Annotated in this window: 18 protein-coding genes and 1 pseudogene; 12 read left to right on the top strand and 7 right to left on the bottom strand. The window is 65.0% G+C overall.

The window, feature by feature from the left end:
* Nucleotides 1-90: 90 nt before the first annotated feature.
* The 3 genes from ACUXVA_RS13240 (at nucleotide 91) to ACUXVA_RS13250 (ending at nucleotide 1,999) form a co-directional block, all read left to right on the top strand.
* Nucleotides 91-834, top strand: a complete 744-nt coding sequence (locus ACUXVA_RS13240) for an AzlC family ABC transporter permease (protein ID WP_265079884.1) — start codon at nucleotides 91-93, stop codon at nucleotides 832-834.
* Nucleotides 831-1,148: an AzlD family protein gene (locus ACUXVA_RS13245; protein ID WP_445492570.1), complete on the top strand. Its 318-nt coding sequence runs from the start codon at nucleotides 831-833 to the stop codon at nucleotides 1,146-1,148. Before ACUXVA_RS13240 ends, ACUXVA_RS13245 begins: the two co-directional genes overlap by 4 nt.
* 176 nt (nucleotides 1,149-1,324) lie before the next feature.
* A complete protein-coding gene (locus ACUXVA_RS13250; protein WP_265079882.1) occupies nucleotides 1,325-1,999 on the top strand; it encodes a TetR/AcrR family transcriptional regulator in 675 nt (224 codons plus the stop codon).
* Between the two features lie 186 nt (nucleotides 2,000-2,185).
* On the opposite strand, the gene cycA is transcribed toward ACUXVA_RS13250, so the two are convergent.
* Nucleotides 2,186-2,587 (bottom strand): cytochrome c-550 CycA, encoded by a 402-nt coding sequence (cycA, locus tag ACUXVA_RS13255; protein ID WP_265079881.1) that lies wholly within the window; start codon nucleotides 2,585-2,587, stop codon nucleotides 2,186-2,188.
* Nucleotides 2,588-2,769: 182 nt separating this feature from the next.
* On the opposite strand from cycA, the gene ACUXVA_RS13260 reads away from it, so the two are divergent.
* The 6 genes from ACUXVA_RS13260 to ACUXVA_RS13285 all read left to right on the top strand — a co-directional run bounded on the left by ACUXVA_RS13260 (nucleotide 2,770) and on the right by ACUXVA_RS13285 (nucleotide 10,627).
* Nucleotides 2,770-4,263 carry an FAD-linked oxidase C-terminal domain-containing protein gene (locus tag ACUXVA_RS13260; protein ID WP_445492573.1) on the top strand — a complete coding sequence of 498 codons (1,494 nt, stop codon included), beginning with the start codon at nucleotides 2,770-2,772 and terminating at the stop codon, nucleotides 4,261-4,263.
* 276 nt (nucleotides 4,264-4,539) lie between these two features.
* Nucleotides 4,540-5,778 (top strand): FAD-binding protein, encoded by a 1,239-nt coding sequence (locus tag ACUXVA_RS13265; protein ID WP_445492575.1) that lies wholly within the window; start codon nucleotides 4,540-4,542, stop codon nucleotides 5,776-5,778.
* Nucleotides 5,775-7,088: a glycolate oxidase subunit GlcF gene (gene glcF, locus ACUXVA_RS13270; RefSeq protein ID WP_265079878.1), complete on the top strand. Its 1,314-nt coding sequence runs from the start codon at nucleotides 5,775-5,777 to the stop codon at nucleotides 7,086-7,088. The genes ACUXVA_RS13265 and glcF overlap by 4 nt, the downstream gene beginning before the upstream one ends.
* A gap of 71 nt (nucleotides 7,089-7,159) precedes the next feature.
* Nucleotides 7,160-7,714 (top strand): hypothetical protein, encoded by a 555-nt coding sequence (locus ACUXVA_RS13275; RefSeq protein WP_445492577.1) that lies wholly within the window; start codon nucleotides 7,160-7,162, stop codon nucleotides 7,712-7,714.
* 439 nt (nucleotides 7,715-8,153) lie between these two features.
* The gene (locus ACUXVA_RS13280; RefSeq protein WP_445492579.1) at nucleotides 8,154-9,164 is read left to right on the top strand and encodes a TorF family putative porin; all 1,011 of its coding nucleotides are present in this window, start codon (nucleotides 8,154-8,156) and stop codon (nucleotides 9,162-9,164) included.
* Between the two features lie 125 nt (nucleotides 9,165-9,289).
* Nucleotides 9,290-10,627, top strand: coding sequence for a chloride channel protein (locus ACUXVA_RS13285; RefSeq protein WP_445492581.1), 1,338 nt, complete (start codon nucleotides 9,290-9,292; stop codon nucleotides 10,625-10,627).
* Here ACUXVA_RS13285 and ACUXVA_RS13290 read toward each other — a convergent pair.
* On the bottom strand, nucleotides 10,609-12,351 hold the full coding sequence (locus tag ACUXVA_RS13290) for an ABC transporter ATP-binding protein/permease (protein ID WP_265079873.1): 1,743 nt from the start codon (nucleotides 12,349-12,351) through the stop codon (nucleotides 10,609-10,611). The two genes, ACUXVA_RS13285 and ACUXVA_RS13290, sit on opposite strands and share 19 nt — an antisense overlap.
* A gap of 288 nt (nucleotides 12,352-12,639) precedes the next feature.
* Between ACUXVA_RS13290 and ACUXVA_RS13295 the strand changes: the two genes are divergently transcribed.
* Nucleotides 12,640-14,304, top strand: coding sequence for an L-lactate permease (locus ACUXVA_RS13295; protein WP_445492583.1), 1,665 nt, complete (start codon nucleotides 12,640-12,642; stop codon nucleotides 14,302-14,304).
* A gap of 175 nt (nucleotides 14,305-14,479) precedes the next feature.
* Nucleotides 14,480-14,872 carry an META domain-containing protein gene (locus tag ACUXVA_RS13300; protein WP_265079872.1) on the top strand — a complete coding sequence of 131 codons (393 nt, stop codon included), beginning with the start codon at nucleotides 14,480-14,482 and terminating at the stop codon, nucleotides 14,870-14,872.
* Nucleotides 14,873-14,886: 14 nt separating this feature from the next.
* On the opposite strand, the pseudogene ACUXVA_RS13305 reads toward ACUXVA_RS13300, so the two are convergent.
* From ACUXVA_RS13305 to ACUXVA_RS13320, 4 genes and pseudogenes are all read right to left on the bottom strand, one after another.
* A pseudogene (locus ACUXVA_RS13305) lies at nucleotides 14,887-16,345 on the bottom strand (phytoene desaturase family protein).
* 25 nt (nucleotides 16,346-16,370) lie between these two features.
* Nucleotides 16,371-17,579 (bottom strand): hypothetical protein, encoded by a 1,209-nt coding sequence (locus tag ACUXVA_RS13310; protein ID WP_265079871.1) that lies wholly within the window; start codon nucleotides 17,577-17,579, stop codon nucleotides 16,371-16,373.
* A 171-nt stretch (nucleotides 17,580-17,750) separates the two neighbouring features.
* Nucleotides 17,751-19,406 (bottom strand): chaperonin GroEL, encoded by a 1,656-nt coding sequence (groL, locus tag ACUXVA_RS13315; RefSeq protein WP_265079870.1) that lies wholly within the window; start codon nucleotides 19,404-19,406, stop codon nucleotides 17,751-17,753.
* Nucleotides 19,407-19,599: 193 nt separating this feature from the next.
* Entirely contained in the window at nucleotides 19,600-19,896 is a 297-nt protein-coding gene (locus ACUXVA_RS13320; protein WP_265079869.1) for a co-chaperone GroES, read from the bottom strand.
* Between the two features lie 315 nt (nucleotides 19,897-20,211).
* On the opposite strand from ACUXVA_RS13320, the gene ACUXVA_RS13325 reads away from it, so the two are divergent.
* Entirely contained in the window at nucleotides 20,212-20,733 is a 522-nt protein-coding gene (locus ACUXVA_RS13325; RefSeq protein WP_445492587.1) for a hypothetical protein, read from the top strand.
* Nucleotides 20,734-20,850: 117 nt separating this feature from the next.
* On the opposite strand, the gene ACUXVA_RS13330 is transcribed toward ACUXVA_RS13325, so the two are convergent.
* Entirely contained in the window at nucleotides 20,851-21,627 is a 777-nt protein-coding gene (locus ACUXVA_RS13330) for a protein phosphatase CheZ (RefSeq protein ID WP_265079867.1), read from the bottom strand.
* Nucleotides 21,628-21,640: the final 13 nt, after the last annotated feature.

Here is a 21,640-nt window from a genome sequence, read left to right on the forward strand (position 1 = left end):
AACTTCGCCCGCGCATAACGCGCATGAGCGGCGACGGCTTGACGGCGCCGCGCTCTGCCCGCAGTCATGGCATCCCACGCGGATCATGCCATGCACCACACCGGAATTCCCAAGACGCCAGCCTACTGGTCCACCGCGGCGATCATGCCGGGCATTGTCGCCATCGTGCCGATGCTGCCGGGCACGCTGGCGTTCGGCATGGCGTTCGGCGCGCTATGTGCGCAGAAGCATTTCTCGCTGGCCGAGGTCGAGTTGATGATGGCCACGGTCTATGGCGGGCTGTCGCAGTTTGTTGCGGTGCAGTCCTGGCCCGACCGCCTGACGCCGTCCTCGATCGCCACGCTGGCGCTGCTGACCCTGACGGTGAACATCCGCTTCATGCTGATGAGCGCGACCTTGCGGCCGTGGTTCGGCACGCTGCCGGCGTGGCAGGCCTATCCGTCGATGCTGCTGGTCACCGATGGCGGCTGGCTGGCGGCGATGCGCTACCGCGAGCACGGCGGCGCCGACGCCTGGTTCTATGTCGGCGGCGGCATCGTGCTGTATCTGGTCTGGCTGCTGTCTTCGATCCCCGGTTTCCTGCTCGCCGAACAGCTCACCGATCCCCGCAAATACGGCGTCGACCTGGTGATGCCGGCCTTCTACGCCGCGATGCTGGTGCCGGCCTGGAAGGGGCCGCGCCGCGCCATCCCCTGGGTGGTGTCCGGCGTCGTCGCGCTGGTCGTGCACTGGCTGGCCGGCGGCTGGTGGTTCATCATCGCCGGCGCGCTGAGCGGCAGCATCAGCGCCGGGCTGATGGACGAGCCGGCGCCGGCCCACGGAGCCGCGTCATGAACGATTTTTTGCGCAGCGATGTCATGGTTGCGTTTGCCGTCATGACGGCGGTGACGGTGGCGTCGCGGCTCGGCGGCTACTGGCTGATGGGCTACGTCAACGTGACGCCGCGGGTGCGCCGCATGCTCGATGCGCTTCCCGGCTCGATCATCGTCGCCGCGGCGCTGCCGGTGGCGGTCAACGGCGGGCCGGTGGTGGTATTCGCCATCCTCGCCGCGATGGTCGTGACCATCATCCGGCGCAACGATTTCCTTGCCGTGATCACCGGCATGGCGGTCGCCGCAGCCGCCCGCGCGGCCGGCTTCGGAGGCTAATCCCGGATTTACAAAAGCTGCATACCGGACACAGCGGAAACCTCTTGTCAGGAGCTCTGAATTGTTGTTCAGTTCTTACCTGCGAGTGACCCTGGGATCTCGCCCAAAACGTTGAAGTCGTGCGTCTTCTCCGGATTGCCAGTCGGCCCGGAACCGCGTGCGAAGGGATGAAGCGCATGGTTTATCGCCGGACCCATCAGGTCGTGAAGCGCCTAGCGGCGCGGCGCAGTGCCATTCTGGCAGCTGCGCGTGACACCTGCGCCGCTGGCGGCATGGCGGCGGTGCAGATCGCCCCGGTCGCCATCCGCGCCAACGTCGCCGCCGGCACCGTCTACCGCTACTTTCCGTCCAAGGCCGACCTGATTTCCGAACTGATTGCCGACGTGTCGCGCGATGAACTGGCGGCGATCCGCCGCGCCGCCGACGCCGCACCCGGGCCGTCGTCGGCGCTCGCCGCCGCGGTGACCACCGTCGCCGTCCATGTGCTGTCGCACCGCAAGCTGGCCTGGGGCATTCTCGCCGAACCGGTGGAGGTTGATGTCACCGAATCGCGGCTGGCCAGCCGTCGCGAGATTGCCGGCGAGATCGAGCTGCGCATCTCGGCCGCTGTGCGCGCCGGCCATCTGCCGGCGCAGGACACCGCGCTCGCGGCCACCGCGCTGCTCGGGGCGCTGCATGAGGCGCTGGTCGGCCCGCTGGCGCCGGACAATCTGGAAGATCCCGCCAAGCTGCGCGATGCGGTGCAGACGGTGACGTTGCTGGCGCTGCGCGCGGTCGGCGTCATGGACGCCCGCGCCCGCGGACTGGTGGTGCAGGCTGTGTTGCCGGCCAAGATGCTGGTCGGGGCTTAGCTGACAATTTGATTGTAATCCGGGCGACGCCCGTAGTGCTCCCTCCCCCTTGTGGGGGAGGGGCGAGGAGAGGGGGAGCTGCAAGCGATGTCGCTTGCAGCTCCCCTCTCCCGGCGCTTCGCGCCACCCTCCCCCGCAAGGGGGAGGGGACAAAACATGGCTGCTGTCGTGCGTTGGAGAGCAGCGTTACTTCGTCTTGATCTTGCCGTCCTTGTCGAACTGCGAGACGTAGGCCCAGAGGTCGTTGACCTCGGTTTCCTTCTTGATGCCGGCGAAGGCCATCTTGGTGCCGGGGATCTTGGCCTTCGGGTCCTTGATGTATTCCTTGAACTGGGCCTCGTTCCAGGTGATGCCGGAGTTCTTGTTGGCATCGGTGTAGTTGTAGCCCTCGGCGGTTCCGGACTTGCGACCGTCGAGGCCGTTCAACTCGGGACCGACCTTGTTCTTCGCGCCTTCGCCGATGGCATGGCAGGCGAGGCACTTGGCAAATGACGTCTTGCCGGCGGCGACGTCCTGCGCCAGCGCGACGGATGCGGTGGTGGCGGACACGGCGATCAAGGCGAGGCTGCGCAGAACGAATTTTTTCATGGATGGCTCTTCTTGCTGTTGGCTTTCCGTCCGGATTTGTCGCACGCGGGAGGCGCTTTGCAAAGCACAACGATGGTGGAACAAAGACCGGCGGGCGATCTACCCAAACTTGCCCAGACGTGCTTGATTCCGCCGCACGAGCAGGCGCAAAAGCGCAGGCCGGCGCGGGAGACGACAACAAGATGACCATCATGATGCCCGCAGCGGATCAGGCGGTGCTGGCGCGCCGCGACACGATCATTGCTGCACTGCGAGCGATCGTGCCGGGCGAGGGCGTGATCTCCAGCGCCGCCGAGATGCTTCCTTACGAATCCGACGGGCTGATGGCCTATCGCCAGCCGCCGATGGTGGTGGTGCTGCCGGACACCACGGAGCAGGTTTCCCGCGTGCTGCGCTATTGCTTCGACAATAGCATCAAGGTGGTGCCGAGGGGATCGGGCACTTCGTTGTCGGGCGGCGCGCTGCCGCTGGCCGATGCGGTGCTGCTGGGGCTTGGAAAATTCAAACGCATCCGCGAGATCGATTTCGACAACCGCGCCGTGGTCACCGAGCCCGGCGTCACCAACCTCGCGCTCAGCCAGGCCGTCGCCCATGCCGGCTTCTACTACGCGCCGGACCCGTCGTCGCAGATCGCCTGCTCGATCGGCGGCAATGTGGCGGAGAATTCCGGCGGCGTGCACTGCCTGAAATACGGCATGACCACCAACAACCTGCTCGGCTGCGAGATCGTGCTGATGAACGGCGAGATCATCAAGGTCGGCGGCAAGTCGGCCGAAACCTCGGGCTACGACCTGATGGGCATCATCACCGGCTCCGAAGGCCTGCTCGGCGTCATCACCGAGGTCACCGTGCGCATCCTGCAGAGGCCGGAGACGGCGCGCGCGCTGATGATCGGTTTTGCCGAGGTCGAGGAGGCCGGCAAATGCGTGGCCGACATCATCACCGCCGGCATCATTCCCGGCGGCATGGAGATGATGGACAAGCCTGCGATCCACGCTGCCGAAGCCTTCGTGCATGCCGGCTATCCGCTGGATGTCGAGGCACTGCTGATCATCGAGCTCGATGGCCCCGGCGTCGAGGTCGACGAGTTGATCAAGCGCGTGGAGGCCATCGCCCTGGGCTGCGGCTCCACCACCTGCCAGATTTCGACCTCCGAAGACGAGCGGCTGCTGTTCTGGTCCGGCCGCAAGGCGGCCTTCCCGGCGGTCGGCCGCATCTCGCCGGACTATCTGTGCATGGACGGCACCATCCCGCGCGCCGCGCTGCCGCTGGTGCTGCGGCGGATGAAGGAGATGTCGGCGAAATACGGCCTCGGCGTCGCCAACGTGTTCCATGCCGGCGACGGCAACCTGCACCCGCTGATCCTGTACGACGCCAACAAGCCCGGCGAGCTGCAGCGCGCCGAGGACTTCGGCGCGGATATCCTGCGGCTCTGCGTCGAGGTCGGCGGCGTGCTCACCGGCGAGCACGGCGTCGGCATCGAGAAGCGCGATCTGATGCCGGAGATGTTCAGCGAGATCGACCTCAACCAGCAGCAGCGGCTGAAATGCGCCTTCGACGCGCAGGGACTGCTGAACCCCGGCAAGGTGTTTCCGACCTTGCACCGCTGCGCCGAACTCGGCCGCATGCACGTCCATGCCGGCCGGCTGGCATTTCCCGATCTGCCGCGGTTTTGAGGATGAAGCGAACAGTAGACAGCAGCAAGACGCCGGCCTGTCTTTTCCCTCCCCCGCCCTTGCGGTGGGGAGGGTGGCCGGCCGTCAGGCCGGTCGGGTGGGGGGCGGCCGCGGGCGATGGCGCTTGTGGTCTGCCCCCCACCCCGGCCTCCACTTCGCCGATGCTCCGCATCGTCTCGCTCGGCCGACCCTCCCCACCCCGCGCAGCTTTGCTGCACACGGGGGGAGGGATGCCACTTCCGCCTCGCTTTCAAATATCAAAAAGAAAAATCACCCGTGGATATACTGAAAATACGCGACGCGCAGGACGTCGAGCAGGCAGTGCGGGCGGCGATCGGCGACGGGCAGCCGCTGGAGATCGTCGGCCATGGCAGCAAGCGCAGCATCGGCCAGCCGGTTTCCACCAATGCGGTGCTCGACCTGTCGGCGCTCAATGCGGTGACCGCCTACGAGCCGAACGAGCTGATCATCACCGTGCAGGCCGGCGCGCCGCTGGCCGATGTGCTGTCGCTGATCGATTCGCGGAACCAGCAATTCGTCTTCGAGCCGGTGAACACCGCGCAGCCGCTGGGCACGCCGGATGTCGGCACCATCGGCGGCATGATCGCGGCCGGCCTTGCCGGGCCGCGGCGTATCAAGGCCGGCGGGGCGCGCGACCATCTGCTCGGGGCGCATGCGGTGTCCGGCTTCGGCGACAGTTTCAAGGCCGGCGGCCGCGTGGTGAAGAACGTCACCGGCTATGACCTGTGCAAGCTGCTGGCGGGCTCATGGGGCACGCTGGCCGTGATGACCGAGGTGACGCTGAAGGTGATGCCGCGGGCCGAGAGCGAGCGTACGCTGGTGCTGCGTGGGCTCGATGATCTTGCCGCCAACAAGGCGATGACCGCGGCGCTGGGATCGCCGTTCGATGTGTCTGGCGCGGCGCATCTGCCGGGCTCGGCGTTGCGCACCACGCAGGGCGCCCTCGGCGACATCGCCGCGCCGGACCAGTCGGTGACGTTGCTGCGGCTCGAGGGCATCACCGCATCGGTTGCGCATCGCGCGGTGTCGCTGGCCGCCGCGCTGGCCGCGTTCGGTCCGACGGATGTCGTCGAGGGCGCAGCCTCTTCGGCACTGTGGGCGGATATCCGCGACGTCACGCCGTTCGCTGCCCGCGGCCCGCGGGCGCTGTGGCCGGTGTGGCGGATCGTCTGTCCGCCGGCCTCCGGCGGCGCGCTGGGCCAGGCGCTGGCCAAGGGGTCGCAGGGCGAGGTGATCTACGACTGGGGCGGCGGGCTGATCTGGGCGGCGCTGCCGCCCTCGGCCGACGCGCAGGCTTTGCCGCTGCGCAAGCTCGTCGATGCCGCCGGTGGCCATGCCACGCTGATCCGCGCCGACGAAGCGGTGCGCCGGGCAGTGGATGTGTTCCATCCGCAGCCGGCCGGTCTTGCCGCGCTCGGCGAACGGGTGCGGCAAAGCTTCGATCCGAACAACATTCTCAACCGCGGCCGGATGGCGCGAGGGCCGGTGGCATGAAGACCGAATTTTCTCTGGCGCAACTCGCCGATCCCGATCTCGCGGTAGCCGATACGATCCTGCGCAAATGCGTCCATTGCGGGTTCTGCACCGCGACCTGTCCGACCTATGTGCTGCTCGGCGACGAACTCGATAGTCCGCGCGGCCGCATCTATCTGATCAAGGAGATGCTGGAGAAGGAGCAGAAGCCGACGCAGGATGTGGTCAAGCATATCGACCGCTGCCTGTCGTGCCTGGCCTGCATGACCACCTGTCCGTCGGGCGTGAACTACATGCACCTGGTCGATCAGGCTCGGGTCCGGATCGAGCGGGATTATGTCAGGCCGCCCACGGAACGGTTGCTGCGCGCGGTGCTAGCCTTCGTGCTTCCGCGTCCCGGCTGGTTCCGTGCCAGCATGCACCTGGCCCGGCTGGCGCGACCGTTGGGGGCGTTGCTGCCGTCCAGCGCGAAGCGGGCGAGTCCCAATCTGTTGAGCCGTCTCAAGGCGATGCTGGCGCTGGCGCCGGCAGCCATTCCCGCTGCCGGTCCGGCGGGCGGCAGCGTGTTCCCGGCGATCGGACCGCGGCGCGGCCGGGTGGCGCTGCTGCAGGGCTGCGCCCAGCAGGTGCTGGCGCCGCGCATCAACAAGGCGGCCATCAGCCTGCTGACCCGGCACGGCATCGAGGTGGTGCTGGTCAAAGACGAGCAATGCTGCGGCGCGCTGACCCACCACCTCGGCCGCGACGGCGATGCGCTGGCCCGCGCCCGCGGCAACATCGCGGCGTGGCTGGCCGAAGCCGACCGCGGCGGTCTCGATGCGATTCTTGTGACAACGTCGGGCTGCGGCACGGTCATCAAGGACTACGGCTTCATGCTGCGCGAGGACCGCGACTATGCTCAGCGGGCCGCAAAGGTCTCGGCGCTGGCGAAGGATATCACCGAGTATGTGAGCACGATGGAAATGCCTGCGCCGCAGGCCTCAAGCAATCTTGTCGTCGCTTATCACTCGGCCTGCTCGCTGCAGCACGGCCAGAAAATCACGCAAGCGCCGAAAGAATTGCTTTCCAAGAATGGATTCGTGGTGAAAGATATACCGGAGAGCCATTTGTGTTGCGGATCGGCGGGAACGTACAACATTCTCCAGCCTGATATTGCGAGCAGGCTGCGCGATCGCAAGGTCGCCAACATCGCGATGGTCAAGCCGGATTTGATTGCCGCGGGCAACATCGGATGCATGGTGCAGATCGCCGGTGGGACTGCGGTCCCCGTCGTCCACACTATTGAGCTTCTCGACTGGGCGACGGGCGGTCCACGGCCAGGATTGAGCTGACGTGCTGCCCCCCGCTGACGCGGACAACTTGAACGTCGATCCATCTCGATCGCCGCCAACAGGAGGACACGATGGCTAAAGACAAGAAGTCCAAAAAAGACAAGAAGGACAAGAAAGGCAAAAAGAAGCTTTTGACCGCGGCTAAGGTCGCGAAGAAGGCTTCCAAGAAGTCGCCGAAGAAGGCCGCCAAGAAGGCGGCAAAGAAGTCTGCCAAGAAGTCGGCGAAGAAGTCGGCGAAGAAATCGGTGAAGAAGACCGCGAAGAAGGCGGTCAAGAAATCCGCCAAGAAGGCGCCGAAGAAGGCCGCCAAGGCGCCGGCGAAAAAGGCGGCCCCCAAAAAAGCTGCAAAGAAAGCTGCCAAGAAGACTGTCAAGGCGCCCGTGAAAAAGGCCGCCAAGAAGGCGGTCGCGCCGCCGCCGGCTGCTGTCGTCGCAGCGCCGCCGCCGGTTGCCAAGAAGCCGCGTATTCGCAAGCCGAAGCCGGCAGCTCCTACCGTGACTGCACCGGTCGAGACCTCGACCTGGTCTGCACCCGAGCCGGAGACCTCCCCGATCGAGGGCCACTCCACCGGCGACAGCGCTCCGGTCGAGTCCTCCTCGGACCTGCCGCACGGCGAGCCCAACTAGCCTCCGGGTCGCGAGACCCGCAGCCGCCCCATGTGATTGAAGGCCGCGACGATCCCGTCGCGGTCTTTTGTATTTGGGGAGCCCGATACCTGATCTCGCGGCCTTCCGATTCGGGGAGGCGCTTAGCGATGGCGCTCCCTGCTACCCCCGACCCGCTATCGAATTGCCAGCGCTCGGGCGACGGACTCGGTGGGATTCGCCTTTAGGGTGGTATTTTGAGCCAATGGACCCGTCCAAATTGTTGTCGTTATGCAACACCTCTAAACAACATCTTCCCAAAAGCCGAGAATGCCTAAAAAGTCGGCGCTTGCTTGTTTTTTTCACTTCACGCTCGCGGCATCCCGCCGCAGATTGGGGCCACATTAAGGAATTCGCTGCGTCGGTTACCGCGATCTTGGAACTGCAGCACAGTTGGGCTTTTAAAGTGATGGGGACCACCATGAAGAAAACAATAGTGTCAGTCGCAGCCTTGCTCGCGATCGGTATGGGCTCGGCCTCGGCGGCTGATCTCGGGGCCAAAGTGTATAAGAAGGCCCCCCCGATCGTTGCTTTCGATCCTTGGGATATCGCTTTCGGCAGCTCCATCACCAACGACTACGTGTTCCGCGGCGTCACCCAGTCGAACCACAAGCCTTCGGTGACGGCCTACTTCGAGCCGCGCTACAATGTGACCAAGGATCTGCAGCTCTACGTCGGTACCTCGGCATCGAGCATTTCCTTCGCGAACCGCGCCGCGGCTGAGCTTGACGGCTACTTCGGTATCCGCCCGACCTGGGGCATCGCAGCCTTCGACTTCGGCTTCTGGTACTACGGATATCCGGGTGGCCAGTGCTACCAGTCGCAGGCTTTCTGCGGCAGCAACCAGTCCTTCGCGGATGCTCTGACCGGCGGTCTGCCGATCAACGGCAACTTCGCGAAGAAGGATGCGAGCTTCTACGAAGGCTACGCCAAGGTTAACTTCACCCTCAACGACCAGTTCGCTATCGGCTTCAACGAGTACTATTCGCCGAACTTCCTGAACCTGGGCGCCTGGGGCAACTACGCTTCGGTCACCGGCAAGTACACCGCGCCGAGCACCTACTTCGGCTCCACCGGCATCGGCATGTACATCTCGGGTGAGTACGGCCGCCAGTGGCTGGGCACTTCGGATGCCTTCTACGGCACCGGTGCAGGCACCCGTTACGCGGGTGGCATTCCTGAGCCAAGCTACAACACCTGGAACGTCGGCGTCGGCTTCACCTACAAGGTGTTCACCCTCGACCTGCGTTACTCCGACACCGACCTCTCGAAGGGCGCCTGCAACGCTTTCACCAGCGACAACACCGCCACCACGACGCGTGTTTCCAGCCAGTCCGCCATCAATCCGGGCGGGTTTGAGTCCAACTGGTGCGGCGCCACCGGCATCGTCAAGCTGTCGGCTGACCTGACCGCGATGTCGAACCTGAAGTAAGCACCTCTCTTCGGATCGAAGGGGCGGCAGAGCAATCTGCCGCCCCTTTTTCGTTGTCGAGATGGCGTGAAGCGCCCGCGGGCTGCGATTGCGGCGCGGCACGAGACCTGCAGAAGCATGCCATCATGCAGACACGTCGCTACCTGACCCATCTCAGCATTCGCTCCCGACTCGCCCGCAAACGTTGGACCCGGCACGTCCTGTTCGTCATCGGCGGCCTTTGCGTCGGCCTTGCCGCCATCACCATGGCCTATCTGGCAGATCAGGCGCAGGCGGCGTTCGGCATGGTGCTCGGCCACTCCCGCTACTGGGCCGTGCTGGTGACGCCGCTCGGCTTCGCCGTCTGCATGTGGCTGGCGATCGTCGTTTTCCCGAATGCGCAAGGGTCGGGCGTGCCGCAGGTGATTGCCGCGCTGCGGCTGCCGCACGAGCAGCGTGGCCCCCTGGTTTCGCTCCGGGTCGCCTTCGGCAAGGTCATCGTCATGACGCTGGGGCTGTTGTGCGGTGCCTCGACCGGACGCGAAGGCCCGACCATCCAGGTGGGCGGCGCCATCATGGCGGCGCTTGGCCGGTTCGCGCCTTACCGGCAGCCCGGCTTTCTCCTCGCCGGCTCTGCAGCCGGCGTCGCGGCGGCGTTCAACACGCCGCTTGCAGGAATCGTCTTCGCCATCGAGGAACTCAGTCGCGCGTTCGAAATGCGGACAGCGGGACTGATCATCGGGGCGATCATTGCCGCGGGCCTCACCTCACTGGCGATTGTCGGGGACTATCAATATTTCGGCACCACGTCGGCGACGCTGCCGCTGGGCATGGCGTGGATCGCGGTGCCGGTTTGTGCCGTGCTGTGCGGCATGCTGGGCGGGCTGTTCAGCAGGGTTTTGATCCGCTTTGCGCTTGGCATTCCCGGCCGGGCGGGCGGCTGGATCAAGCGGCATCCGGTCGCGTTCGCGGCCATATGCGGGCTCGGCGTGGCGCTGTGCGGGCTCATGAGCCACGAGCATGTTTTCGGCACCGGCTATGAGCAGGCGCGCGCTATCATTCACGATGGCTCGGGGGCAATCGACTACAGCTTCGGCGGATGGAAGTTCGCCGCCACGCTGCTGTCGGCCATATCAGGCATTCCCGGCGGAATCTTCGCGCCGTCGCTGGCCATCGGGGCCGGCATCGCGTCGGATCTGTCGCTGCTGTTTCCCCAGGCGCCGCTCGGCGCGCTGGTGCTGATCGGGATGGTCTCCTATCTGACCGGCGTCGTGCGCGCGCCGATCACATCCTTCGTCATCACGTCCGAGATGACCAATGACCACGCCATGGTGATCCCGCTGATGGCGGCGGCGCTGATCGCCAACGCCGCCTCGCAACTCGTGACCAAAGAGGGCCTCTATCACGCGCTTGCCAAGATCACGCTGGCGCGCTTCGAGGCCGGTGCTTCCGGCGAGGCGGAGCCTCAATCGGCGGGCCGCTGAGGCGCCTCCTGCAACGCGAAGCCGTGGCCCGACCGGGCCATGGTGATGTTGCGCCGGTGGAAGGCCTCGAGCGTGCTGCGATGCCCGATCGAGACGATGGTGGTGTTCGGCAGACGATCCTCGATCAGGCTGTACAGCGCCGCCTCGGCGGGTTCGTCGAGCGAGGCGGTGGCCTCGTCTAGGAACAGGTATTGCGGCTGGTGCAGCAGCGCGCGGGCAACGCCGAGGCGCTGCTGTTCGCCGAGCGACAGCATCCGGTTCCAGTGCGCATCCTCGTCAAGCCGCGTCGCCAGCGCCGGCAGGCCGACCGCGATCACGGCATCGGCGATGCGCTGCGCGCCAAACTGGCTGGTTTCGGCGGGATAGGCGATCGCGTCCTGCAGCAGGCCGACCGGGAAATACGGCCGCTGCGGCAGCATCATCAAGGTGGCATGGGCGGGGATCGCGATGCGTCCGCTGCCGAACGGCCAGATGCCGGCGATGGCGCGGAACAGGGTCGACTTGCCGGAGCCGGAGGGTCCAGTGAACAGCGTACGCTCGCCGCGGCGGAAGCTGAAGCGCCCGGCGCTGACCATCGGCGTGCCGTCGGGCAGGCCGACCTTCACGTCATCGAGGTCGATGGCGCCGTTGTCGGCGGGAGCCACATGGATGATGTCGGCCTTGGTGGTCAGCGCCTCGGCGCCGGCGATCGCGGCTTCGAAGCCGTCGAGACGCGCGACGCCCGCCTGCCATTCGGCCAGCGTGCGATAGGCGGTGATGAAGAACGACAGTGCGTCCTGCACGCTGCCGAAGGCCGATGCCGTCTGCATCATGCCGCCGAGCTGGATCTTCTCGGCGAAGTAGGCTGGCGCGATCAGCACATACGGAAAGATCACCGAGATCTGCGAATAGCTGGCGGTAAAGGCGGTCAGCTTCTTGGTGCGGCTCATGATGCCGAGCCAGTTCTCCACCACGCGCGCGAAACGCGTCGACAGGCGGATGCGCTCCACCGGCTCGCCATGCAGCAAGGCAATCTGCTCGGCATTCTCGCGGGCGCGCACCAGGTTGAAGCGGAAGTCCGCCTCATATTGCTGCTGCTGGAAATTCAGCCCGACCAGCGGCGAGCCGATCAGGTGGGTGAGGGCGGTGCCGATCGCCGCATAGACCAGCGCGGCCCAGACCAGATAGCCGGGAATCGGAATTTCGCGGCCGAACAGGTGCAACGGCGCGGCATCCGACAGCCCCCAGAGGATCACCACGAACGACGCCAGCGTGACCACTGAACTGAGCAGGCCGACGCCGAGCGCCAGCGTGCGGTCGACGAATAGCTGGGTGTCCTCGGCGATGCGCTGGTCGGGGTTGTCGGCGGCGTCGCCCTGCAGCTGCATGCGGTAGTGGTTGCCGTGCGACAGCCAGCCGCCGAGATAGCGCTCGGTCATCCAGCGCCGCCAGCGGATCTGCAGCCACTGGTTCAGATAGAGCTGGTACACCTTGAGCGCGATGAAGATCGCCGCCAGGACCGAGAAGTAGCCGAGCTGGTAGGTGAAGACGTCGAGATTGCGTTCCTGCAGCGCGTTGTAGAACACGTTGTTCCAGCGGTTGAACAGCACGTTCAATCCGACCACGGCCAGTTCGATGACGATGACGGCGGCGAGCAGGCCGCGCGCCATCCACTTGTCCTCGGAGCGAAAGTAAGGGATGGCGATCCGCCAAACGGTCGCCAGTGTCGCGCGAATGTTCTTCACAAATAGGTCTCCGGATCGGGACGCGAACTGCCCCGGGATAGGAAAGAATTCGACTGTCTATACTAAAGTTGCAGTTTTGATGGCCTGCGTCGTCTTGTTACCAAAAGGTAATTGACCCTAGCATGGCAGTAACGGCGAGGGGCGGGGGCCTTTCCCATTGGATGTGACCTGAGCGACCGGGGCGAGTGGTCGTCATATCACGCAATGCGATCTTCCCGCGATCACGCCAGGCTGTCCTGACCCACCACGCAGATCGGGATCGGCAATTGGGCGTGGGGGAGAGCCGCGATGTGGAATCAGGTCTACAATCCGTTGAACAGTCAGGTGCTATCGACCATCGCCGCGGCGATCCCGGTGGTGACGTTGCTGGTGCTGATCGCCAGCGGCAAGGTCAAGGCGCATCTCGCCGCGATCATCGCCGTGATAGTGGCCAATCTCATCGCGATCTTCATCTTCACCATGCCGGCGGGCATGTCGATCCGCGCGTCGCTGCTCGGCGTGGTGGCCGGCTTCTTCCCGATCGGCTGGATCGTGCTGAACGTCATCTTCCTCTACCAGATCACGGTGGCCACCGGCCGCTTTGACCTGCTCAAGCGCGCCATCGGCGGCGTCACCGAGGACCGCCGGCTGCAGTTGCTGCTGATTGCCTTCGCCTTCGGTGCGTTCTTCGAGGGCGCGTCGGGCTTCGGCACCCCGGTGGCCATCACCGGCTCGGTGCTGATCGGTCTCGGCTTCTCGCCGCTGGCGGCGTCCGGCCTGTCGCTGATCGCCAATACCGCGCCGGTTGCCTACGGCGCGCTGGGCACGCCGATCCAGGGCCTGGCTTCCGTCACCGGCCTCGATCCCTACATTCTCGGTGCCATGGTCGGCCGGCAATTGCCGGTGTTCTCGCTGCTGGTGCCGTTCTGGGTGGTGTGGGCATTCGCCGGCTGGAAGGGCATGAAGGATGTCTGGCCGGCCATTCTGGTCACCGGCCTGTCCTTCGCGATCCCGCAATTCGTGATCTCGAACTATATCAACCCATGGATCGTCGACATCGGTGCGTCGCTGATCTCCATGGGCTGCCTGATCCTGTTCCTGAAAGTCTGGCAGCCGAAGGTGCTGTGGCTGTCGCCGGCACTGCGCGGCAAGGACGAATCCGCGGCCACCATGACGGCGCCGAAGCCGATGGACAAGACGCCGCTGACCTCCGCCGAGCTGTGGAGCGCGCTGATGCCTTGGATCATCGTGTGCATCGTGATGCTGATCTGGGGCAATGGCGGCTTCAAGACCTGGGCGAATTCGATCTTCACCTGGAACTATCCGGTGCCGGAACTGCACAACATGATCAACAAGGTGCCGCCGGTCGCTCCCAAGCCGACGCCCGAGGGCGCGGTGTTCGGCTTCACCTATTTGTCGTTCACCGGCACGGGCATGCTGATCGCCGCCATCATCTCCGGGTTCCTGATGGGCTATTCGCCCGCCAAGATGATCGTCTCCTACGGCCGCACCATCAGGCTGTGCGCGATCTCGCTGATCACCATCTCGGCGATGCTGGCGATCGGCACGCTGACCCGGCTGTCGGGCGTCGACGCCACGCTCGGCCTCGCTTTTGCTGCGACCGGCGTGATGTATCCGTTCTTCGGAACGCTGCTGGGCTGGCTCGGTGTCGCGCTGACTGGCTCGGATACCGCATCGAACGTGCTGTTCGGCAACCTGCAGAAGATCACCTCGGAGCAACTCGGCCTGTCGCCCATCCTGATGGCGGCGGCGAACTCGTCGGGCGGCGTGATGGGCAAGATGATCGACGCGCAATCGATCGTCGTGGCATCGACGGCGACCAACTGGTACGGCCACGAGGGCACCATCCTGCGCTACGTATTCTGGCACTCCATCGTGCTGGCCTGTCTGGTCGGCTGCGTGGTGATGCTGCAGGCCTATGTCTATCCGTTCACGGCGATGGTCCTGAAGTAGACCACTCCGGCAACCAGCATATTGCTTCACCTCTCCCGTTGGGGGAGGTGAAGCAGCGCGCTTCCTCTTTTCGCCCGATTTGTGCGCGAACCGATCTGGCCAATGTTGCGGGCGTCACGTAAGAACCCGCCGGGTTGGATCGGTCAGTCAAATCGGGATTCAGATGATGTCAGCCATGACATGTTGGCGCGCGGCAGTCGCCGTCTCGGTGCTGTTGGTCGGCCTGCCGGCGCAGGCCGCCGAGGAGTTTCCGTTCGGCCTGCAGATGAGTCTCGACGCGGCCCCGCAGCCCGGGTCGAAGCGGGTGCCGAATCTCGACATCGGCGATGCCGGCGAAACCCTCGTTGAACTGTGGTGCAAGGGTGGCAAGGGGCAGTTCTCGGTGGCCGGCGACACCGTTGTCTTCGTCGCCGGCGCCATGGACGCACGCAACTGTCCACCGGCGCGTGCGCAACTCGATGACGAATTGCTGGCGGCGCTGGGTGAGGCCACCAACTGGAAGCGGCAGGGCGATGCGATCACCTTCATCGGACCGAAGCCGCTGCGGTTCCGGCTCAATACCAACTGAGAAGTACGCGTCCGCTACCGATCTGCCAGAATCATGTCCGCACACGCCACTGCGCTCTGGATCACGCCGGTGTAGCCGCCGAAACCGGCATAGGCTGACGCCAGATAGATCCCCGGCAATGGCGTCCGCGGCGAGCGCACCGGCGCGCCCGGGGTCGGCGCGAAGCCATAGACCGCGCCGTGCGGCGCGTTGAGATATTGCCGCACCGACAGCGCGGTATTGAAGGAGGTCGCGGTGACGGCGTCCGCCAGACCCGGATAATGCGAGATCGAGATAGGCGATGATGGCGGCTTGCCATCGCCCGCGCTTGGCGCGGTAACGTTCCATGTCGGACGGATCCCAGTTCGACAGCAGGTCCGGCCCGAAGATCGACAGCACAAACGGCGGCGCCGGCACGCCGGCGTCGATGGCCGCATAATCGACGATGGCCAGCGGCGGCATGTGCTCGCTGGGCTCGGCGGCCATCAGCGTCGTTCCCTTGGCATAGTCCGACAGCCGCGTCAGCCACGGCGGCAGCAGCTGGGTCGAGTAGCCGTGCAGGCCGAACTCGCCTGGCGGCCGCGACAGGCCGAGCGTTAGCGCGAACAGCGATATCGACGGTGTCTCCGCCTCGTAGTGCGCGCGCAAGGTCTGCGCGGCAGCCGGCGGCAGCAGTGCGGCGAGGGTTTCCGGTGCGGCGTTGCTGATGATGCATGGCGTCGTGACGGTCTGCGGATCGCTGCCGTCTTTGGCGCTGTGCGTCACCATTTGCATGCCGTCCGGGCCGGGCGCGATGGCAGTCACGGTCCGGCGCAGCCGCGCATCGCTGCCGGCGGTCTTGATGGCGCGCGCCAGCGCGCTCGACAGCCGCTGCGAGCCGCCTTTCACGTAGCAGGCGCCGTTGCGCAACAGGCTGCCCTGGGCGGCTGCGAACCATTGCCAGGACAAGGTGGCGGGGTCGTCATGGTAGTAGGCGAGATTGGCGGCCAGGGCACATTTGACGGCCTCGTTGTCGCCGAACACGGCATCGAGCTTCTGCTGCAGCGACAGTGAGGCGTCGGAGGCGGGCGGTGCTGCGCCGGCGACGATCTGCGCGATGTCGTCCAGGATCTTCGCAATGCCGTCGCGGGCCTCGGGAAAACGCCGCGTCAGCGCGGCGCAGGCGTCGTCGAAATTTGCCGGCACCGACAATGGCGCGTCGAGCGGTCCGCCGCGTGCCTCGTAGAGATCGCCGCCGGGTGTCCAGGTGATGGCGTCGAGCACACCGGCCCGGGTCAGCGGTCCGTGCTTGGGATCGCCGATCTCGCGCGGGTCGCTGGTCTCGTGCAGCGAGCCTTCGACGAACAGGTCGCCGACCTTGTAGCTCGATGCCGCGCCACCCACCGAATTGCTGCGCTCGATGACCAGCACCTTGCGGCCATTGCGGGCCAGAATCGCCCCCGCGGCCAGGCCGCCGAGGCCTGCGCCGATCACCACCACATCATAGCGCGCCATCAGCGGTTCGTTCCTGCGATGGCGGCTACTTCCAGTTCGAATTGTCGGCGTTCCAGCGCTGAGCCTTGAACTCCGCGGCGAGGGCTGCGATCGCGCCGTTGTCGTCGCGCGGGTCGCTTTCCTCCTCGCCGCCGGTGGCGTCGGCGAGGTTAAGTTTGGCACCCGCGGCCTCATCCGCGGTGGATACCGCTGGAGCCCCGACCCACAGCATCAACCGGTCGGACGCGCCCGGCCGGTCGGCGGCGGCGAGGGCGTTGATCTCCAGCGTCTCGGTCAGCTCAAGCCCCGGCATCAGTTGGCTCGGCCGCTTGAAGGTCAGCTTCAATTTTCCTGTCTCGTCGCTCCATTTCGACGCCGTCAGTTTGGCCGACAGGGACTTGGCCAGCACGTTGGCGATCGTCGTCGCAATCTTGTCACGGTTCAGTCTGTCGCCGTCGCGCCACTCGGCGGCGGCGAAGCGGATAGTGCGTTCCAGATCGACCGCGCCGGTGGTCCAGCCGGCGTTGACCACGCCGGGATAGGTCTTTGCCTTGGCCACGAAGGCCGCCGCGCGCTCCGGATCGATATTGAGCGTGATTACCTGCTCGCCGGCGCGCAAGGCGTCGCAGGCGACGCTGAGGCTGCCGAGCGACACCTCGACATTCTGCCCCTTCAGCGTGCGGACGAAATCCAGCGCCGCCTCCAGCTTGATCTTGACCGCAACCGCTTCGGGAGAGACTTCGGTGAAATCCTTCGGCGACGCGGTGATGTTGTCGTCGACGGCCTGGTTGTCCTGGAATTCCTTTTCGCTCTGGTCGGAATTGTCGGATGAGACCACGTTGTTGGTGGTCTGGCCCACGGAGATCTGGCCCTTGAATTCGAAATTCTCGCCGGTGGGCTTGCGCGTCAGCTTGACGGAGACCGGCAGCTTGTCGACCTGGGTCTGGGCGGTGCCGGTCAGGGTCTGGCCGCTCACGGCGAGGTTGGCGACGAAGCGGTCCTTGCGCTCGGAACCCTTTTCGGCGGGATAGCAGACGTCGAGCGTCGCCGATGTGACGGTCTTGCCCTGGCGGATTTCCTTGAGGATGACGTCGGCATTGCCGTCCATCAAACCGTCAATCGAGGTGAAGTAGCGGGCCTCGTTGGCCGGCGCGGCGCTCTTGGGCGCAAGCTTCATCTGGGCGGAGGCAGGTCCCAGCGCCAGCACGGTTGAGGCCGCAGCAAGACCGGTCAGGCAAAAACGAAGCGCGCGCATTTCAAATTCCTCGAACAGGGCAATGATTCCACCCTAGAGCTTTTTGTCGCCGGATTGAATCAGAACCGGGGCGACAACAAAAGAGCTTCGACAACCTTGCGTTCCCCGCAAAAAGAAGGCCGCCCGGAGGGGCGGCCTTCGATATTGAACGCTCGGGTTGAACGGTCGGGCTCAGAAGCCCATGCCACCCATTCCGCCCATGCCACCCATACCGCCGCCACCGCCCGGCATTGCCGGCGCGGCTTCCTTCGGAATGTCGGCGACCATGGCTTCGGTGGTCACCAGCAGGCCGGCGACGGAGGCCGCGTCCTGCAGTGCGGTACGAACCACCTTGGCGGGGTCGATGATGCCCTTGGCGACCATGTCGACATATTCCTCGGTCTGAGCGTCGAAACCGAAGGTCTCGGACTTGTTCTCGAGGATCTTGCCGACCACGATCGAGCCTTCCACGCCGGCATTCTCGGCGATCTGGCGGATCGGGGCTTCCAGCGCCTTCAGCACGATATTGATGCCGGCCTGGACGTCGGGATTGTCGTTCTGGATGCGGCCGACGGCCTTCTTGGCGCGCAGCAGCGCGGTGCCGCCGCCCGGCACGATGCCTTCCTGAACGGCCGCGCGGGTCGCGTTGAGCGCGTCGTCAACGCGGTCCTTCTTTTCCTTCACTTCGACTTCGGTGGCGCCGCCGACGCGAATGATCGCGACGCCGCCGGCCAGCTTCGCCAGACGCTCCTGAAGCTTCTCGCGGTCGTAGTCCGAGGTGGTTTCCTCGATCTGCGCCTTGATCTGGTTGACGCGCGCCTCGATGGCGGGCTTCTTGCCGGCGCCGTTGACGACGGTGGTGTTCTCCTTGTCGATCACCACCTTCTTGGCGCGGCCGAGCATGGCGAGCGTGACGCTCTCCAGTTTCATGCCGAGGTCTTCCGAGATCAGCTGACCGCCGGTCAGGATCGCGATGTCTTCCAGCATTGCCTTGCGGCGATCACCGAAGCCCGGCGCCTTGACGGCGGCAACCTTGAGGCCGCCACGCAGACGGTTGACGACGAGGGTGGCGAGCGCTTCGCCTTCAACGTCCTCGGCGATGATCAAGAGCGGCTTGCCGCTCTGCACAACGGCTTCGAGCACCGGCAGCATGGCCTGCAGGCCGGACACCTTCTTCTCGTAAAGCAGGATGTAGGCATCCTCGAGTTCGGCGGTCATCTTCTCGGCATTGGTGACGAAGTAGGGTGACAGATAGCCGCGATCGAACTTCATGCCCTCGACGATATCGACTTCGGTTTCGAGCGACTTGTTCTCTTCGACGGTGATGACGCCTTCGTTGCCGACCTTCTGCATCGCCTGGGCGATCATCTTGCCGATGGTGGCGTCGCCGTTGGCGGAGATGGTGCCGACCTGGGCAACCTCGGCCGAGGAGGCGACCGGCTTGGCACGCTTGGTGATGTCCTTGATGACGGCGGCGACGGCGATGTCGATGCCGCGCTTGAGGTCCATCGGGTTCATGCCGGCGGCAACCGACTTGGCGCCTTCACGGACGATGGCCTGGGCCAGCACGGTGGCGGTGGTGGTGCCGTCGCCGGCGGTGTCGTTGGTCTTGGAGGCGACCTCGCGCAGCATCTGCGCGCCCATGTTCTCGAACTTGTCCTCGAGCTCGATCTCCTTGGCGACGGTGACGCCGTCCTTGGTGATGCGCGGAGCGCCGAAGCTCTTCTCGATCACCACGTTGCGGCCCTTGGGACCGAGGGTGACCTTCACTGCGTTGGCGAGGATGTCGACGCCGCGCAGCATGCGATCGCGCGCGTCTCCGGAAAACTTGACGTCTTTGGCAGCCATGTTGGGTGCTCCTGAAAGAGAAACTTGGAAAAACGAATTCCGGTTGTCGTCGCCCGGCCGTGCGCGCAATTGCGCGCTAGGAACGGGCGATCCAGTACATGCCGGCCTGGCGATTCAATCACCGGCGACCGCGTCTACTGGGCCACCCGCTTTCGCGGGTGGTGACAGTCCTAGTGGTATGCGACGCCAGTGCTTACGCCAGCACTCCCATGATGTCGGATTCCTTCATGATCAGCAGCTCTTCGCCGTCGAGCTTGATCTCGGTGCCGGACCACTTGCCGAACAGCACCTTGTCGCCGGTCTTGATGTCGATCGGCAGCAGCTTGCCGGCCTCGTCACGGCCACCGGGGCCGACCGCAACCACCTCGCCCTCCTGGGGCTTTTCCTTGGCGCTATCCGGGATGATGATGCCGCCCTTGGTCTTTTCCTCGGCGAGAATGCGCTTGACCACGACGCGGTCGTGCAGCGGACGGAATTTGATCTTCGACATGGATGTTCCTTTGGCTAGGCTGACGGGTGAATCGCTGTCATATGGGCCAGGGCCGGACGATTTGGCCGCGTTTGGGTCGATCGGTCCGCGCCCTTAGCAATCGCGCTTCAAGAGTGCTAAAGAAGTGCTCCGGAAATATGGCGAGATGCCGATCCTGTCAAGCAAGGGCTTAAGGCCTTGGTGAGGCCAATATAGGATGATTTGGAAACCATATCGGTGCAAAGGCGTAGTTGATAGCGTCATTGCTCCGCCGGTGTTCGTGCTGGGCTGCGGACGGGCGCAGTCAGCAACAATCGATATTTTTACGGGGATGCTATGATCAGGTCACGCAACGCGCGCGCAATTGCCAATTTGGGGGTCGCCTCGATGCTGGCCATGTCTTTGGGCGCGTGCAGCTCTTTCGGTGGACTCGGCGGCTTCGGCACGTCGCAGCCCGAGGTTGCCCAGGAGCCGCCGCCGGCGCCCGAGATGCCGGCCTCGATCCGCGCCGACGAGCTGGTCGGCCGCTGGGGTCTGGCGTCCTACATGAACCCGGCGGATCGCACCCGCACCGAGAATGCCGCGCGCGGCCAGTGCAAGCAGCCCTATATCATCGGCGCCGGCACCTCCGGCGGGGTGATCATGCATCTCGCCGACGAGGCGACGCCCCAGGAATTGCGCCTGAAAGGCAGCCCGAGCGGCAAGAACTATATCGGCCCGGCCGGCCCGGCGGGCGGCGAAAAGGACCGCGAGATCGTCTCTTTTGACGGTCGGATTCTGGTGACGCGCTTCATCGACAAGGATGCCGCGGTTCGCTACGGAAACATGGTGTACGTCCGCTGCGCACCGCGGGCCTAAAGAGCTACGTCCGGTCTGATACGAAAACGGCGCCTCCCGTGGGAGGCGCCGTTTTTTGTGGTCATTCGGGAACGTGAGCGCTGAAGCTGCGAGCTATCCCGGAATGAGGGGGTGGGCCTAGCCGAACAGCGCGTCGATATCGTCCTGCGAGGCGTGGCCGACGTCGCCGTTGAGCTTCGGGCCATTGAGCAGGCGGTCGTCACCCTCGCGCTCGTCAACAATCGGCGGCGCATGGGCGCGGATGGCGTCGACGCCGCCCCAGATGTCCATCATGGTCGTGATGTGGTTCTCGATGAACTTCATCGTGGTCATCACCTTGCTGATGCGCTGGCCGGTGAGATCCTGGAAGTTGCAGGCCTCGAAAATCGAGACAACGCGTTCCTGGATTTCCTCGGTGAGCTGCTTCTGCTGGTCGGGTGAGGTGATCTTGCTGAGGGCCGTGGAGGCGTTGTCGATCGCTTCCGCCGCTTCCAGGATCTGCTGGGTGGCTTCCTCGGTGCCGCCGACCACCGCGCCGAGCTCGCCGTTGACCTTGGCCATTTCCTCGCCGTCGAAGCTCTTGCCGTGCAGAACGGCAATCTCCTGCTTGGTGCGGGTAATGGCATCGTGGATCAGGTCGAGCTCGATCTTGAGCTTTTCGCACTGTTCGATCTGGGCGCGATAGGTCTCGAGGAGGGCGTGGGCCTCGGCGACCTGGGCGTCGGTGGACGCGCCGATCTGGTTGGTAACTGCATTCTCGCCTTGATGAGGTCGACCCATCTGGTCGCGGATCGCGCGCAGCTCCGTCATGATCTCCCGGTGCATGGGCATAGTATCGCCAGCGATTTCGGCGGGCATCGGCGTACCACCGAGAATGACTTCTTCGATACGAAAGCGCTTGCGACGAACAGACATCAGGTCCCCCAAC

The organism is Rhodopseudomonas sp. RCAM05734, assembly GCF_052658035.1.

Excerpts from the sequence above, each read along its gene's own strand:
- ACUXVA_RS13240 (WP_265079884.1), top strand. The coding sequence starts at position 91 with ATGCACCACACCGGAATTCCCAAGACGCCAGCCTACTGGTCCACCGCG.
- ACUXVA_RS13245 (WP_445492570.1), top strand. The coding sequence starts at position 831 with ATGAACGATTTTTTGCGCAGCGATGTCATGGTTGCGTTTGCCGTCATG.
- ACUXVA_RS13250 (WP_265079882.1), top strand. The coding sequence starts at position 1,325 with ATGGTTTATCGCCGGACCCATCAGGTCGTGAAGCGCCTAGCGGCGCGG.
- cycA (WP_265079881.1), bottom strand. The coding sequence starts at position 2,587 with ATGAAAAAATTCGTTCTGCGCAGCCTCGCCTTGATCGCCGTGTCCGCC.
- ACUXVA_RS13260 (WP_445492573.1), top strand. The coding sequence starts at position 2,770 with ATGACCATCATGATGCCCGCAGCGGATCAGGCGGTGCTGGCGCGCCGC.
- glcF (WP_265079878.1), top strand. The coding sequence starts at position 5,775 with ATGAAGACCGAATTTTCTCTGGCGCAACTCGCCGATCCCGATCTCGCG.
- ACUXVA_RS13275 (WP_445492577.1), top strand. The coding sequence starts at position 7,160 with ATGGCTAAAGACAAGAAGTCCAAAAAAGACAAGAAGGACAAGAAAGGC.
- ACUXVA_RS13280 (WP_445492579.1), top strand. The coding sequence starts at position 8,154 with ATGAAGAAAACAATAGTGTCAGTCGCAGCCTTGCTCGCGATCGGTATG.
- ACUXVA_RS13285 (WP_445492581.1), top strand. The coding sequence starts at position 9,290 with ATGCAGACACGTCGCTACCTGACCCATCTCAGCATTCGCTCCCGACTC.
- ACUXVA_RS13295 (WP_445492583.1), top strand. The coding sequence starts at position 12,640 with ATGTGGAATCAGGTCTACAATCCGTTGAACAGTCAGGTGCTATCGACC.
- ACUXVA_RS13300 (WP_265079872.1), top strand. The coding sequence starts at position 14,480 with ATGACATGTTGGCGCGCGGCAGTCGCCGTCTCGGTGCTGTTGGTCGGC.
- ACUXVA_RS13310 (WP_265079871.1), bottom strand. The coding sequence starts at position 17,579 with ATGCGCGCGCTTCGTTTTTGCCTGACCGGTCTTGCTGCGGCCTCAACC.
- groL (WP_265079870.1), bottom strand. The coding sequence starts at position 19,406 with ATGGCTGCCAAAGACGTCAAGTTTTCCGGAGACGCGCGCGATCGCATG.
- ACUXVA_RS13320 (WP_265079869.1), bottom strand. The coding sequence starts at position 19,896 with ATGTCGAAGATCAAATTCCGTCCGCTGCACGACCGCGTCGTGGTCAAG.
- ACUXVA_RS13325 (WP_445492587.1), top strand. The coding sequence starts at position 20,212 with ATGATCAGGTCACGCAACGCGCGCGCAATTGCCAATTTGGGGGTCGCC.
- ACUXVA_RS13330 (WP_265079867.1), bottom strand. The coding sequence starts at position 21,627 with ATGTCTGTTCGTCGCAAGCGCTTTCGTATCGAAGAAGTCATTCTCGGT.